Origin of the sequence: Hymenobacter sp. YIM 151500-1, assembly GCF_025979885.1 — a bacterium.
Classification (GTDB): Bacteria; Bacteroidota; Bacteroidia; order Cytophagales; family Hymenobacteraceae; genus Hymenobacter.
In genome coordinates, this window is sequence record NZ_CP110139.1 from 1709631 (window position 1) to 1725060 (window position 15430).

Below are 15430 nucleotides of genomic sequence, written 5' to 3' on the forward strand. Positions count from 1 at the left end.
AAGGTCATTGCCGGAAATAACAATTGGGCGTTGAACGCTGCAAATGTAACCCAGCTTTGGTAGCACGCAAGCAGACCAACCAGTTTTGCCAAAATTTTTCCATTTCCGTCCGCTGGCGCCTGGGTCGCTAGTAATAGCCGCCTCACTCCCACTCCTCTTCTCAACAGGAGAGGCTTTAGCTTCTACTTTCCTGTTCCTAGCTGACGTTCTACCGCTCCGGTCCACCACCCCCAACCCCTATTGCTTGCTACGCAATGCTTAATGCGCGGAATTTGCCAAGGAGGGGAGCTAGCTTTTAATTTTCTGGTTGTCAGGCTAAACAGCTTCTATTCCTTCATCAGGGTTTGGAACCCGGCTTGGCGGCCAGCCGTGAGGCGCAGCAGGTAGGTGCCCTTGGCCAACTGGCTCACGTCCACCGCTGCGCCAGAGCGGATCTTCTGGCGCAGCACCACGCGGCCGGCGGCATCAGTGAGTTCCAGGCGGGCCTCGCGCGAGGCGGCAGGCAGCTGCACCAGCAGCTTATCCTTGGCCGGGTTGGGGTAGGCGCTGAATGCCAGGCGGGCCGCGCCTTTGCGGGCACCGGCCACCGTGCCGGGTGCGTACAGCCATTGGTAGGCCGCCGCAAACTCCCGCTTCCAGAACCACTCGGCGTGCTGGCCGTCGGGCCGGGCCTGGTACGAGAGGTTAGCGGCTGGCACGCCGCCCTTCTGCAAAGCGTCGCGCATGGCCTGCATCAGCGGCACCATGGTCTGGCTTTCGGTGGTGCCGCTCACAAAGTAAAACCGCGTCTCGGGGTGGGCCGGGTGCTGAGCTACGTAGTCGAACAAGGGCCGCTCGGCAAACCAGAACGCCGGCGAAAACACGCCCACTTTGCCGTACACCTGCGGATACTTCAGGGCGGCGTAGACCGAAATCAGCCCGCCCATGCTGCTGCCGGCAATGCCCGTGTACTCGCGCCCCGTCAGGGTGCGGTAGCTCTGGTCGATGTAGGGCTTGAGGGTTTGCACCAGAAAGTCCACGTACTGGTCGCCTTGCCCGCCGCCGTACTGCGGGTTGTTCCAGGGTGAGTACTCGTTGAGCCGGTCAGGGCCGCCGTTGTCCACGGCCACCACAATGGCGCCGGTAGCATCCAGGCCCTGCTGCTGGAGCTGGCTCAGGGTTTCGTCCACGCCCCATTCGCCCGCAAAGCCGGTGCAAACGTCAAACACGTTCTGCCCGTCGTGCAGGTAGAGCACGGGGTAGCGTTTGGCTGGGGCCGTGGCGTAGTCGTTGGGCAGGTACACCCACACGCGGCGCGTACGATTGAGCTGGGGCAGCTGAAAGCTGGTGCTGACCACGCGCACATTGGGCTGCAAGGCCGTGCTCTGGCACGGCGTAGTGCCGCTGCCGCCCAGGTCTTTCCAGTTGGCCACTTGCAGCTCCACCGTAGCTGGCCCGCTGCCCACCGTGTAGCGCCGGTTCGGCAAGTCGGCGTGCTGGGCGTCCGTTTCCACCGATGCCCATGCCCCGCGGGTAAACTTGAACTCGAGCGTGCCCGTGACGCTGGCGGGCAGCGTAACCTGGTACGTGCCATCCGGACTGCGGCTGAGGGCGTGGGCTGAGCTAGCGGGGTTCCAATTGTTGAAGGAGCCGGCCAGGTGCAGGGTAGCCGACGCTGGCGTAGCGGCTGGCACGCGGGTAAGCCGAAAAGTGGTTTGCGCCTGACCCGCTGAAGCCAGCAGCAGCGCTCCGCTAAATAGAAGATGTCTCATGCAGAAAGTAAGGAAACTCATTTACGGTGTTTCGTAACCTGGTGACCTATAACGGGGCATAAGACAGAACTGTACGGTCTCGGCTGCACTCTTCGCTCGGGCTACTATACGTAGCGGAAATATTAAATAATTCTTGAGTGGACTTTTCCGGGAAACTGCCAGGTTAGCTTCGCACGCCCGCTGTCGTCCGTCCTACACTCCTCTTAAAAAGGAGACCAAGCCTCTACTGTAGCCAGCCTCCTACAGCCATCAGATGAGCCATTGTATACCCAAGCCAGATACACCTTCATTTTGTACAATAAATCTGGTAAAATCGACCAATACTCCATTGCAAAAAGCGCATCCTGAGTTGACCGTTCTGTATAAAAATGTGTGTCGATATTGAATACCTAGCTCACTCTAAATCACAATTTTTATCATCATTTTACAACTCCATTAACTGATAACTTGTGGGTGAAGTTATTAAATGAGCAATGTAGTAAGTATGCTGAAATCATTGCAGTAGTACTTAGCTGCTGGCAGTTAAGTCAACATAGCATCATGTTTCATCAATACTGACGTTGAACCGCTCACCACAATTCTTATTTCTTCTTGCATGCATGCGGGGCAGAAATGGTCTCTCCTTAACATTTCAGGAGCGGATGAGATTGGGGCAGTTTTTGCTGTTGAGCCAACCCTGGGTTTGTCCGTGTTGAACTGAAGCATTACCCGACGCGCAAAATACAATTATCACTATACCCAAGTTGTGGGGTAAAGCCATTGTTTTTGTGCGGGCCGACACTTTATCTTGCGCTACTTCTTAACGATTTGGTGATGTTGAACGAAGGCTGAAGCTAGGGCTATCAGACTTTGTCGGTCTCATTGACTTCCGCAAAGCCTTGTTTGGACCACCTGAATTCCCACTCCGGCTAGTCCGGAAAAATCCATTTCAACCCCTAACTCCTTTTCAATGAAACACCCTTATCTAGCGAAACTCGCGTTTCCGCTACTGTGCGCTGGCGTAAGCGTTAGCAGCGCCTACGCCCAGGGAGCCGGTACGGTGAGCGGCCGGGTCCTGGACGAGAAGAACCAGGGACTGCCCGGCGTAACCGTCCTAATTGAAGGCACCAACCTCGGCGGCTCCACGAACTCCGACGGTACCTTCTCTATTCAAAACGTTCCCTCGGGTTCCCAGACGCTTGTTTTGTCGTTTGTAGGCTACACCACCCGCCGTCAGCCCATTACTGTAACGGGAGGGCAGAACACCGAAGTAAGCACCGTAACACTGTCCGAAAACACTACCCTGCTGAACGAAGCCGTGGTTATCGGCTACGGCACCCAGCGCAAGCAGGACCTGACCGGCGCCGTAGAGCAGATTTCGGAGAAGCAGTTCGTGAAGGGCCAGGTGACCAACCCAGAGCAGCTAGTGCAAGGCAAAGTAGCCGGCTTGCAAGTAACTACCGGCGGCGGCGCCCCTGGCACGGCAACTGCCATCCGCATCCGGGGTGGTTCTTCGCTTAATGCCTCCAACGACCCGCTTATTATAATTGATGGGGTGCCCGTTGACAACCGGTCATTGGGCGGCGCTTCTAACCCACTGTCGTTGATTAACCCTAACGACATCGAGAGTATTTCGGTCCTGAAAGACGCCTCGGCTACGGCCATTTACGGTTCACGGGCGTCGAACGGTGTAATTATCGTAACTACGAAGCGTGGAGTGCAGGGTGATAAGCTTCGTATAAACGTTAGCTCTCAGAATTCCATTTCTGAGCCCCGCAATTATGTGGATGTGCTGAACGGATCAGAGTTTCGGGCCTTGGTGCAGGCTCGTGGCAACGCCAATCAACGTACGCTTACGGGCTTGGCCAGCACTGACTGGCAGCGCGAGATTCTTCGCACGGCCCAGACGACCGACAACAACGTGAGCCTGACGGGCGCCGTGGGCAAAGTGCCATTCCGCGTTTCGGGTGGCTATTTGGACCAAGAAGGCTTGCTGCTGCGCAACGACCTGAAGCGCTACACCGGCGCGCTGAGCCTCACGCCCGTGCTGCTCGATGGTAGCTTACGTGTGGACGCTAACGTGAAAGGCTCCTGGATTGACAACAACTTCTCGAACCAGGATGCAGTTCGTGACGCGGTACTGTTTGATCCGACCCAGCCAATTCGTTCCAGCAACCCTGCCCTGGCCCGCTACGGCGGTTATTTTGAGTTCCTGAACCCCGTTGACGCCAACAACCCCACTGCTCCACGCTTCGTCAATCCGCTGGCTCCGCGCAACCCTGTGAGCCGCATTGAGCAAACCCGCGACCGGAGTACCGTTAAGCGGAGCATTGGTAACATTCAGCTTGAGTATAAGCTGCCATTCCTGTCGGCCCTGAGCGGCGTAGTAAATGCTGGCTACGACATCCAGCAGGGTCGTGGTAGCCGCTTCCGGGCCGCTACGTCGGGCATTCTGGCTGGTGGCCGCCTCGGGCAGTTGGAGCAGTACCGCAACGACAACTACAACAAGCTGCTGGAAACGTACGCTAAGTACAATGCCGACCTGGGTCCCGGCCGCCTGGATCTGGTAGGCGGCTACTCCTATCAGGATTTCCGCTACCGCGACTACGTATTTGATGACCGTTTGCTGGACGGTAGCATCTTCAATAACCAGCCCGCCGACCGCCCCATCAATGGCAGAGAGTACTTTGACCCAGGTTACAACCTGCAGTCATTCTTTGGCCGGGCTAACTTCAACATCGGCGACAAATACCTGTTCACGGCTTCGTTCCGCGCCGATGGTTCCTCACGCTTCGCTGAGAATAAGCGGTGGGGATACTTCCCGGCTGGTGCGTTTGCTTGGCGCGTGAAGGGCGAAGAATTCCTGCAGAACTCAACGGCCATCTCGGAGCTGAAGGTACGCCTGGGCTACGGCATTACCGGTCAGCAGGACATTGGCTCTAACTATTACGGCTATCAAGCATTGTATATACCGAGCCGCAACACTGCTCAATATCAGTTGGGCACGGAATATATCAATACGCTGCGCCCAAGCTTCTATAACCCTGATCTGACGTGGGAAACTACCACTACCTATAACGTCGGTCTAGACTACGGCTTCTTCGATGGCCGGGTATCAGGTTTAGTAGATTTCTATCAGCGCGACACCAAAGATCTGCTGGCTCAGGTAAACGTGCCGGCTCTGGTAAACCTGTCCAACGCTGGTTTCTTTAACATCGGTAGCCTAACCAATAAAGGGGTTGAGGCAGTGGTAAATGTTGATATCGTACGCGGCGACAAGTTTAACTGGACGTTTAACGCCAACGGTAACTACAACGAGAATGAGATTACCGAGCTGAACGTAGGCAGCAACCCCAACTTCCAGGGCTATGAGCTAGGCGGTATTGCCGGCGGCGTTGGCAACAACATCCAAATCAACACGGTAGGCTTCCCAGCCAACTCCTTCTACGTGTACCAGCAGGTATACGGCGCCGACGGTAAACCGCTAGACGGCGTGGTAGTGGATCGTAACGGCGACGGTCAGATCAATAATCTGGACCGCTACCGCTATAAGTCGGCCCGGCCGGATGTTATTCTGGGTTTCGGTTCCAACGTGTCGTATGGCAAGGCCAACCTAGCCTTCACGATGCGTAGCAACCTGAATCAATACGTGTATAACAACGTTCGTTCGCAGTCCATCTTTGTACAAGGCCCCGGTGGATTCGTGAACAACGTTACCCGTGAGGTGTTCGATAACAATTTTACCAGCGGCAACCCGCAGGTAATTCAGTCGGACTACTTCGTGGAAAATGGCTCGTTTTTGCGTATGGAAAACGTAACGCTGGGGTACAATTTTGGCGACGTGTTCAAAGGCACGAACCTCAACCTATCCTTCGCTGTTCAGAACTTGTTCGTCATTACCGACTACAAAGGCCTTGACCCGGAAGTAGTTACCTTCCAAAACAGCTTCGGCTCGGTAACCCAGACGTTTGGTATCGATAACACGATTTACCCGCGTCCGCGCACGTACACCCTCGGTCTGAACATCGGCTTCTAATTCCCACTCAACAATGAAGAATACATTTATCCGCAGCGTTGCCACGTTTATGATGGCAGCTTCTATGCTGCCTTTGTCCTCCTGCTTGAACGACCTGGACCAGACTCCTTCGTTCCAAGACAGTTCGGAGTCGGTATACGGCGACCCGGTAAAAATTAAGGGGGCGCTGGCGCGTCTCTACGCCACGCTAGCCGTAAGCGGCCAGCAGGGTCCTGCCGGCTTGCCTGATATTCAGGGTATTGACGAGGGCTTCTCGAACTACCTGCGCCAGTACTGGAAAGCACAGGAGCTGACCACTGATGAGGCCATTATTGCCTGGAACGATGGTAGCCTACCCGACTACAACCGCCTGACCTGGAACGCCAACAACGAGTTTGTGCGCGCCATCTATGACCGGATTTTTTACCAGGTTTCGCTCTGCAACGAGTTTCTCCGGCAAACCACCGATGCTAAGCTGAGCGACCGGGGTATCTCGGGTGGAGAATTGGCCAATGTGAAAGCTTACCGCGCTGAGGCACGTTTCCTGCGTGCCCTAAGCTACTGGCACGCCATTGACATGTTCGGCAACGTGCCATTTGCCACCGAAGAGTCGTCGGTAGGTAGCACAGCTCCGCTGCAGCGTGACCGGGCTTTCATGTTCAAATACGTGGAGGATGAGCTGAAGGCCATTGAAGGTGAACTTCCTGAGGCCAGCACCAACGCGGCCATGTACGGGCGCGCCAATAAAGCTGCCGCCTGGACGCTGCTCGCCAAGCTGTATCTGAATGCTGAGGTGTATCTCGGTTCGGGCCAGCAACGCAACACTGACGCCGTAACCTACGCCAAGAAGATTATTGATTCGCGCGCTTATTCGCTGGCTCCGGACTACCGGCTGCTGTTCTTGGCCGACAACGACAAGAATGCGGGTCGCACGGAAGTTATCTTTCCCGTTGCGTTTGACGGCTTGCGCACTAAAACCTTCGGAGGCATGACCTTCCTGGTGCACGCAGCCGTCGGTGGCAGCATGCAGCCTAAGGATTTTGGCATCAACGGCGGCTGGTTTGGCCTGCGCACCAAGAAAAACCTGGTGGATGCCTACGACCAGGATGGCGGCACCGGCGCCACCGATAAACGCGCGCTGTTTTACACCCAAGGTCAGAACAAGGAAATCAGCGACATCTTCACGTTCACGGATGGCTACGCCGTCACCAAATACCGCAACGTGACCAGCACCGGCGCTGCCGGCTCCGATGCTTCCGGTGACTTCCCTGACACCGATTTCCCCATGTTCCGCCTGGCCGACGTGCACCTGATGTACGCCGAAGCGGCTCTGCGCGGTGGCACGGGCGCTACGAGCCCGAGCCCGCTGGAAGCCGTGAATGCTCTGCGTACCCGCGCGGGTGTTCCCGTCCTGGCTACCCTCAGCTTGGATGTTATTCAGCGGGAGCGGGCTCGGGAGCTGTACTGGGAAGGTCACCGCCGCACCGACCTGATTCGTTTCGGGCTGTACACCAGCGGCACGTACCTCTGGCCCTTCAAGGGTGGTGCCCGTGATGGCCGGGGGGTTGACGATAAGTACAAGCTGTTTCCCATCCCCACTACCGACCTGGTAGCTAACCCCAATCTGAAGCAAAACCCCGGCTACTAAGCTGAACGGTAAGACCGGGAACCAGTTGAGCTGGTTCCCGGTTTGTTTCGGAAATTTTACTCCCACACCATTTTAGTTTCACCATATGAACAACATGCTTACCCGCTTCCTTAGCATGGGCTTGATGGCCACCCTTTTTCTCTCGTCGTGTGACAAGGATGAGGACCGCGTGACCATGAACATGAAGGCTGCCCCAAAGCTCACGGCCTCGGCAACGACGGCTGGCCTTGTCAGAGCAAATGCGGCCAACAATGCCGTTACGTACTCTTGGTCTGCCGCTGACTTCGGCTACCAGGCCGCCGTAGCATACACGCTCCAGTTTGCCAAGGCTGGCTCAAACTTCGCTTCCAACGTGTACGAAGTGAACGTTGGGCAAGCACTGAGCAAAACCTTCACGGTTGAAGAGCTGAACAACGTGTACACGGGCGTGGACTGTAACTCAGCCAACAAGCTCACCAAGTTGGATGTCCGGGTCAGGGCGTCCATTAGCCCCGCTATTGGTAGCACGTCGGCCTTGTCTTCTATTGAGGCAACTCCGTATCCGGCCCAGGCCCTTCCTGCCGACGCCTGGGGCATCATCGGTTCGGCTACTGCTGGTGGCTGGGACCGTGACACGGATATGACGTACGACTTCTGCACGCGGACGTGGAAGATTACTATTGCGTTGACTGGTGATGAGTTTAAATTCCGCGCTAATGATAAGTGGGATTTGAACTTGGGTGACGATGGAAATGATAAAGAACTGGAGCCCAACGGCGCCAACATCAAATCACCCGGTCCTGGTACTTACGAGGTAGTGTTAGACTACAACGCTAAACCGAAGGCGAAGTACACTATCACAAAGAAGTAGCACATCCTCTTTACTTAAAAAAAAAAGCCCCGCAAGCGTCAGCTGCGGGGCTTTTTTTGTACCTGAACGATGATAGCACAACAGCTCTCCTTACCATCGTGAGCTACTATCTGTGCCGCTGCCTCTAATTATATTATAGGCAGACTGCTTTCACTAAAGCAGTTGCATCAATCATACTCCCGCTGGTGCTGCACTACTGCCGGTGGCCTGCCTATTTGCTGACGGGCTTCCGCTTCAGCCATACTACTGATTTCTGGAGCATTGGCTTGTATAGTTGCTTAAAAAAAAAAAACGGGCCTACCCCGCATGAGGTAGGCCCGTTTAGATGAGCTGTAGTAGCTACAAACGAATTCTTCTCGCCAGATTAGAAGATTACCACCTTCCGGGCAGAAGCGGATTCGCCGACTTGCACCCGCACCATGTAAGTGCCGGCTGTGAGGCCAGTGCGTTCAATCTGGGCGGTGTGCTGCCCTACGGCGGCTTTGTCGCGGCTGATGGTGCGCACGGCGCGGCCTACCATGTCGGAAACGGTGATGGTAACCGGCTGGGCGCGGTCAGCCACGGTGTAGTCCAGTTTCAGGTTGCTGTCAACCAGCGGGTTCGGGTACGCCCGGAAAGCAATGCGGGCGTCGTCGGTTTTACGGTTGCCGAGCACCGTGAGGGTGGTGGCCGTTACGACTAACGTGCCAGCTTGTGTGCCGGGAATATTAGCGAAGTTTACCGAGGAAGCAGCGCCTAGGTTAGTGGCAGCAGTTGCAGGAGGATTGGATTGCGGAATGAAGTCCGTCGACAGGAAGTCGCCGTCTTGGTTGTTCTGCACGGCAAAGATGCGCACCGTACCACCAACAGCCGGAATGCCCATAGCAGTACGGCTTACCGAAATTTCCAAGCCATTGCTGGGAGCATTGCCGTTAGTAGAGAAGCCCGGATTCGACGACAGGTTAGCACTGGTGGTATACGCTACCTGTGCGCCAGCAAAGCCAGCTAGTGCGCCCGAAACCGAAGAAGCGGGTACTGTGGCCGCTGTGCCATTGAGAGCCAGGGGCGTAGTGCCCGTCAGGACCTGGGCCGTGGCAGCAGTGGCCGAAGTGTAGGCTACTCCTTCAATTCGTGCCTCGTTGGCGGCGTTGGTGCCTTTGATGGCTACGGCCAAGTCAGCCGCCAAATCCAAACGAGCAGTCATGCCGTTGAAAGAGGTGCCGGTTGGGGTGGTTACAGCAGGTAAAGCAGTGCCTACTGGTACACCATCTACCCCGGGACGGTCAATGAACAGCTGAATGGAGTTCTTCAGGTCAGGACCGGTTTGGAGCGTGCCGGCAACGAAGAAATACAGGTTGTTAGCATCAGAAGCAGCGTAGAGTGCCAACAGACCGGCATCACCGAAACCGCGGGGACCCGTGAAGCGGCCTACCAGCTGATAGCCGGTAACTCCAACTTCAGACGCAGCCAGTTGGCCATTAACTGTAATGGGGGCTTGCGTTTGCGCCTTCACGCCCAGGGAAGCAGCCGTGAGAGCACCTGCTGCAGCTAGAGTAAACAGTTTTTTCATAGGAGAAAAGTGAAGTGAAAAAGGTAGAAAGTAGAAAAAAGTGAGAAAAGAAAAAAGGTAATCAGCACGTACGAAACCAATTCTATCAAGTTGTAGCAATGGTTTCTATACGTGTAGCAATGAACAATATTCTCGCAATATATGCCATAGCTGCAGCCGGAATTCTGAAAAACACAAAATTTTACAAGCCGCAAGCGTATGCCACGCCTGTTATCTGCGCTTTGGTCAGCCAACAGCTCAAGAGCTGCGGTACACGCCACACTAGCAGGAGCTCGTTCTTCTCTTCTATCCCATCGGTGTGAAGCAATTTTCAATCTGCTTTTCTGCCTGCTACGCTACCTATTCTGGTCAGCCTTCGTAGTTTGCACCTGCTAGCGTATTTCTCACCTTTCTGGCTTATGGGCCGGATTCTCTCACTACGACTTCGATGATACTCATTGCCGACGGCGGCTCGACCAAGTGTAACTGGTGCCAGCTGGATGAAAGCACCGGCCAGCGGGTGTACTTCAACACCGAGGGCTACAACCCCGACTTTGTAAGCACGGCCGACATTGTAGCTTCGCTCACCCAGCACCTGCCCGAGGCACTAAACCGGGCGGCCGTGCGGGAGGTGCATTTCTACGGGGCCGGCGTATCCAGCCAGGCCAAGGCCGACGTTATCCGGCTGGCGCTCCGGCAGTTGTTCCCGGCTGTGCAGGAAATTGCCGTTACCGAAGACCTGCTGGCCTCGGCCCGCGCCCTGCTGGGCCATAAGCCGGGTTTCGCGGCCATTCTGGGTACGGGTACCAACTCCTGCATCTACGACGGGCAGCGCATCACGCACAACGTGGATTCGCTGGGCTACTTCCTCGGCGACGAAGGCTCCGGCTCCCACATCGGCAAGCGGCTGCTGCGCGACTACCTGCGCGGCCTCATGCCCGAAGGACTGCCCGCCGCCCTGCAAGAAACCTACGGCCTGGGCTCCCGCAACGACATTCTGGACCGGCTCTACAACCAACCTTTGCCGAACCGCTTCCTGGCTTCGTTTGCCAAGTTTGCCTACGACCACAACAACGTCAGCTACTGCCGCGACATCGTGCTGGAAAGCTTCGAGGCGTTTTTCCATAACCTGGTGCGCCACTACCCCAACTACCAGCAGTATACGTTCAACTGCGTGGGCTCAGTGGGCTACAACTTCCGCGACGTGCTGGCGCAGGTGGCCCAGCAGTACCAGATGGAAGTCGGCAAAATCATCCGCTCCCCCATCGACGACCTCGTGAGCTACCACCTGGAGCTGGTGAAATGAGTGAATGAGTGATTAAGTGAAGTACTGTCGTCCTTCACTTTCCCCTCCTCATCAAGCAAAAACCCCGGCCTCCTTACTGGAAGCCGGGGTTTATTTCTTCTTAAGGCGGCTGAAACCTTTTACAAGCTCAGCCGTCCCGTTGCATCTGTGCAATCAGCTAAAATCTGCACAATCTGTGATTACACAATCTGTGATTATTGGTTTTGAACTACGAGGCGGGCCGTCTGGATTTGCTCGCCGGCTTGCAGGCGCACGAGGTACACGCCGTTGGCGAGGTCCTGCACGGGTAGCTTCAACTCCTGGGCGCCCTTAGCCTGGCGGCCGACGCTGAGGGTGCGCACGGTAGCACCCAGCACGTTTTGCACCGTGAGGCTAACCGGGCCGCTGATGGGCAGCTCGTAGCGCAGGGTGGTAACGGCGGCAGCGGGGTTGGGCTCCGAGGTCAGGCGCAGGGCGGCCGTTTCGCGGGGGCGGCCCGACGACAGCACCGTGCCGGCCGGCTTGGCAATGCGGCGCGAGGTGTACACCGTGTACTGGCCGGGAGCCAGCGTGATGGGCGCCGTGCGGCCGGCTTCGGTGATGGTGACGGCCTCGCCGGTCAGGTAGTTGTACCAGGTGCCGGCCGCCTGGAATGTGGGGTTGACGGTGGCTTCCCGCACGTCGAAGTTGCCGACAATGGTGACGTTCAGGCGCGGGTCGGTGATTTGCAGCTTCTTCACGGCGCCGGCTACGTCCTGCGTAAACGTGGCGGGGTCTTCAAAGGCGGGCTCCTGCACCTTCAGCGCAATCAGGCTGCGGTACACGTCGTAGAGGCGGCGGCGGTTGGGGTTCTGGTAGTAGTTCCACACGGGCGCCTTGTTGCTCAGCTTGCACCGGTCGTTCGGGTAGGGCGTGGGCACGGTGCCGTCGGGGCACTCGAAGATGGACTTGTCGAAGCCCAACTCACCGAACTGCCAGATCATCTTGGGGCCGGGCACCGTGAAGAAGAACGCGCTGGCCAGCTCCATGCGGGCCAGGGCCGTGTTCAGGTCCTTGGTCGAGTACGAGCCCTGCACGTTGCCGAAGGCCAAGTTCTTGTACATCAGGCGCTCCTCGTCGTGGCTTTCCATGTAGGCCACCAGGTCAGGCTTAGCGAAGCCGCGCGTGGCGTGGTAGGCCCGGCTGGTGTTCGACTTGCCATTCTCGTTGTAGCCCATGGTGCCTTCGTTGTAGGCGTCGGTCATCTTGCCCCAGAGCATCAGCCCCAGGTCCGACAGGGCCTTTTCCTCGGAGTCTACGCCCAGGTGCTCCAGAATCGGAATAACATTGGCGTCCACGCTCTTCATGAAGTCGGCGTAGTCTTTCCAGATGTCCACGCGCGACTGGTCGTACTGGCTCCAGTCACCTACACCAGTTGTAACCTTCTGGGTGAAGCCTTTGCTGAGGTCGAAGCGGTAGCCGTCTACGTTGTATTCTTTCAGCCAGAACTCCATCACGCGCTTGCTGAAGTAGCGGGTGTAGGCGCTTTCGTGGTTGAAGTCGTAGCCTACGTTGAAGGGGTGGGTGGCATCGGCGTTAAACCAGGGGTTGTCCTTGGGCTTGCCGTTCTCGAAGTACAGCTGCACCATGGGGCTCTGGCCGAACGACTGGTTGAGCACCATGTCCAGGATAACGGCAATACCGCGCTTGTGGGCCTCGTCGATGAAGCGCTTCAGCTCGTTTTTGGGGCCGTAGTACTTGTCGGGGGCGAAGTAGAAAGACGTATTGTAGCCCCAGCTTTCGTTGCCCTCAAACTCGTTCACGGGCATCAGCTCAATCACGTTCACGCCCAGGCGCTGGATGTACTTAAGCGTGTCGGTCAGGGTCTGGTAGTCGTGGCGGGCCAGGAAGTCGCGCACTAGCAGCTCATACACCACCATATCAGTGCGCTTGGGGCGCTGGAAGTTGGTGGTCTGGAAGGTGTAGCCGGGCGCATTGCTTTGCAGCACCGACACCAAGCCGGTGGTTTTGCCCGTGGGGTAGGCTTTCAGGTTCGGGAAGGTAACGGCCGGGATAAACCGGTCGTTGTTGGGGTCCAGCACCTTTTCGGTGTAGGGGTCGGGGATGCTGAGGCCATCCACCAGGAATTGGTAGGCGTACTCCTGGCCGGGCGTGAGGCCGTCAATCTGCACCCACCAGCGGCCGTTTTCGGCGTCGGTGGCGGCAGTTTTCTTCAGCTGATACGCCACGCCCGGCTGCCAGTCGTTGAAGTCGCCGATGGCGTATACATTGGTTTTGCCCGGAGCCGTCAGGGTCAGAATAGCCGAGGCCCCGTTGTTGATGTAGGTTACGCCGTCCTTCTTGGCGCCGGCCGGCAGGGCCGCCGTTTGCGTGGCCGGGCTCACGAACAGCCGGATTTCATCCGACACCGTGGTTGTACCGTTGGTGGCCGTCAGCCGCACCACGTTCAGGCCTTGCTGGGTGATGGTAACGTCCTTGGTCAGGGAGGTAGCGTTGGTTTGCTGGTCTACCTGCGTGCCGTTGAGCGTGAGGGTGAGCGTGGCCGCCGCCGAGGCTTCGCCCCGCACACTGACCACGGCGTTCTGGCTGACGAACTGCGTAGCACCGCCCGTAGCCGGGGCCGTGATGCGCACCGACAGGGCCGTGTTCTGGGCCACGTCTACCAGGATGTCCCGGCCGCCGGTGTCCTTGCCTTCGGGTGAGCCGTTGGCCCCGCGAAACACCATGGCCAGCTTCAGAATCTTGTCGGTGACCGGCAGCTTGTCGTAGTAGGTGCGGGGCGTGAGCGTGATGGTGTACAGGTTGGGGTTGGTGGCGCTGCGCGTCATCTTCTCCTTCGGAATGGGCTGTGAGAAGCTGGTGCCCACCACGGCTTTCCAGTCGGAGTCGCTGGTGCTCTTGTCGGAGATGACGCCGGTCCAGATGTAGACGTCGCCGGTGTAGTCTTTCAGTCCGGCCGTGCCCTTGGTGGCATCGAAGGTGAGCGTCACCTGGTCGTTTTCGGTGAAGAACACCGGGTTGGCCGTTACTACCTGGGCCTGCGCCGCCGGCAAGCCCGCCAGCGTCACCACCCAGAGCAACAGGAGTCGAAGTGCTTTCATGCAGATGAAAAAGAGAGTAAAAAGTAGAAAAGAGAAATTGACAACAAAGAGGGCCCGGTCGCCGTCCGAGCCCAGAGAAAAGTCGGGAAAGATACGCACGGGCTGCGTGGGCAACCAAGCTACCGCCGGGTTTTGTTTGTAGTTTTGCCTTTTGTGGGAGCCGCCGTTTCTTTCTGCGTTGGTGCATGCCGCAGCTGGCTGGCTGCCGCGCTGCTGCTGAGCCTGGCCGGCTCGGCCGCGGCCCAGGCTCCGGCCCGGCCCGGTCCGCTTTCCGGCCGTGCGGCCACGCCTCCTCCCCTCGCCCAGCTGGCCCCCGACACCCTGCTGAAGTCCCCACTGAGCCGCCGCCTGCCGGTGCTGGCCGGGGGGCTGGCCGTGACCTATCCGGCCACGCTGTACGGACTTAGCCGGGGCTGGTACACCGGCGAGCGGGCACCTCTGCACTGGTTCAACGACTGGCCCGAGTGGAAGCAGCTGGACAAGGCCGGGCACTTCTGGGGCGCGTTTCACATGAGCCGCGGGGCCGTGGACATGCTGGGCTGGGCGGGAGTGCCCGACCGGCGCGCCCTCTGGTACGGGGGCTTCGTGGGGTTTCTGCTGCTGAGCCCCATCGAGCTGCTCGACGGCCGCGACCCGCAGTACGGCGCCTCGGCCTCTGACTTGGCGGCCAACTTCCTGGGCTCGGCGGGCGTGGTGGGGCAGCACCTGGCCTGGGGCGAGGTGCGCCTCATGCCCAAGTACTCGTTTCGGACCACGCGCTACGCCCGCCAGCGCCCCAACGTGCTGGGCCGCAGCCTGGCCGAGCAGTTTCTCAAAGACTACAACGGCCACACCTACTGGCTGTGCGCCGACGTGGGCGCCTGGCTGCCGGCCTCCTCGCGCTGGCCCCGCTGGCTCCAGCCGGCCCTGGGCTACGGCGCCCAACAGATGGTGTTCAACGACCCCGACGCCAACGCCGCGCTGGGTCTGCGCTCCTACCGGCAGTTCTACCTCAGCCTCGACGTGGACCTGCGCCGCATCCCGACGCGCTCCAAGCTGCTCAAGCGGGTGTTCTACGTGGCCAGCATCTTCCACCTGCCCGCCCCGGCCCTGGAGTGGAACCCGCGCCACGGCCTGCGGGCGCACGGGTTGTATTACTAGAGGTGAGAAGTGAAAGGTAAACCTGCTGAAGTTTTTTGGGTGGCTGTTGGGAAACGAAGGCTGCGCTGCTGAAGGCAGCATTTCTACCGCTTCGTTTGCGTGATTTGGAAGCTGTCCGTCGAGACGTTAAGAA

General features: G+C 58.0%; 8 protein-coding genes. 5 read left to right on the forward strand and 3 right to left on the reverse strand.

Features of this window, described 5'->3' with window-relative positions; genetic code table 11:
• Positions 1 to 326: 326 nt before the first annotated feature.
• Positions 327 to 1751, reverse strand: a complete 1425-nt coding sequence (locus OIS53_RS07100) for an alpha/beta hydrolase-fold protein (protein WP_264681703.1) — start codon at positions 1749 to 1751, stop codon at positions 327 to 329.
• A 949-nt stretch (positions 1752 to 2700) separates the two neighbouring features.
• Here OIS53_RS07100 and OIS53_RS07105 point away from each other — a divergent pair.
• From OIS53_RS07105 to OIS53_RS07115, 3 genes are all read left to right on the forward strand, one after another.
• Entirely contained in the window at positions 2701 to 5766 is a 3066-nt protein-coding gene (locus tag OIS53_RS07105) for a SusC/RagA family TonB-linked outer membrane protein (protein WP_264681704.1), read from the forward strand.
• A 64-nt stretch (positions 5767 to 5830) separates the two neighbouring features.
• Positions 5831 to 7393, forward strand: a complete 1563-nt coding sequence (locus OIS53_RS07110) for a RagB/SusD family nutrient uptake outer membrane protein (protein WP_264682316.1) — start codon at positions 5831 to 5833, stop codon at positions 7391 to 7393.
• A gap of 85 nt (positions 7394 to 7478) precedes the next feature.
• Complete coding sequence (locus OIS53_RS07115; RefSeq protein ID WP_264681705.1) at positions 7479 to 8243, forward strand: SusE domain-containing protein; 765 nt, start codon at positions 7479 to 7481, stop codon at positions 8241 to 8243.
• Positions 8244 to 8607: 364 nt separating this feature from the next.
• Here OIS53_RS07115 and OIS53_RS07120 read toward each other — a convergent pair whose 3' ends face one another.
• Complete coding sequence (locus OIS53_RS07120) at positions 8608 to 9792, reverse strand: T9SS type A sorting domain-containing protein (protein WP_264681706.1); 1185 nt, start codon at positions 9790 to 9792, stop codon at positions 8608 to 8610.
• 427 nt (positions 9793 to 10219) lie between these two features.
• Between OIS53_RS07120 and OIS53_RS07125 the strand changes: the two genes are divergently transcribed.
• A complete protein-coding gene (locus tag OIS53_RS07125; RefSeq protein ID WP_264681707.1) occupies positions 10220 to 11077 on the forward strand; it encodes an N-acetylglucosamine kinase in 858 nt (285 codons plus the stop codon).
• A gap of 194 nt (positions 11078 to 11271) precedes the next feature.
• On the opposite strand, the gene OIS53_RS07130 is transcribed toward OIS53_RS07125, so the two are convergent.
• Positions 11272 to 14157 carry an alpha-amylase family glycosyl hydrolase gene (locus OIS53_RS07130; protein ID WP_264681708.1) on the reverse strand — a complete coding sequence of 962 codons (2886 nt, stop codon included), beginning with the start codon at positions 14155 to 14157 and terminating at the stop codon, positions 11272 to 11274.
• 153 nt (positions 14158 to 14310) lie between these two features.
• Between OIS53_RS07130 and OIS53_RS07135 the strand changes: the two genes are divergently transcribed.
• Complete coding sequence (locus OIS53_RS07135) at positions 14311 to 15297, forward strand: YfiM family protein (RefSeq protein WP_264681709.1); 987 nt, start codon at positions 14311 to 14313, stop codon at positions 15295 to 15297.
• The last annotated feature ends 133 nt before the right edge of the window (positions 15298 to 15430 follow it).

Coding starts and splice junctions, on each gene's coding strand:
- OIS53_RS07100 (WP_264681703.1), bottom strand. CDS start 1,751: ATGAGACATCTTCTATTTAGCGGAGCGCTGCTGCTGGCTTCAGCGGGT.
- OIS53_RS07105 (WP_264681704.1), top strand. CDS start 2,701: ATGAAACACCCTTATCTAGCGAAACTCGCGTTTCCGCTACTGTGCGCT.
- OIS53_RS07110 (WP_264682316.1), top strand. CDS start 5,831: ATGCTGCCTTTGTCCTCCTGCTTGAACGACCTGGACCAGACTCCTTCG.
- OIS53_RS07115 (WP_264681705.1), top strand. CDS start 7,479: ATGAACAACATGCTTACCCGCTTCCTTAGCATGGGCTTGATGGCCACC.
- OIS53_RS07120 (WP_264681706.1), bottom strand. CDS start 9,792: ATGAAAAAACTGTTTACTCTAGCTGCAGCAGGTGCTCTCACGGCTGCT.
- OIS53_RS07125 (WP_264681707.1), top strand. CDS start 10,220: ATGATACTCATTGCCGACGGCGGCTCGACCAAGTGTAACTGGTGCCAG.
- OIS53_RS07130 (WP_264681708.1), bottom strand. CDS start 14,157: ATGAAAGCACTTCGACTCCTGTTGCTCTGGGTGGTGACGCTGGCGGGC.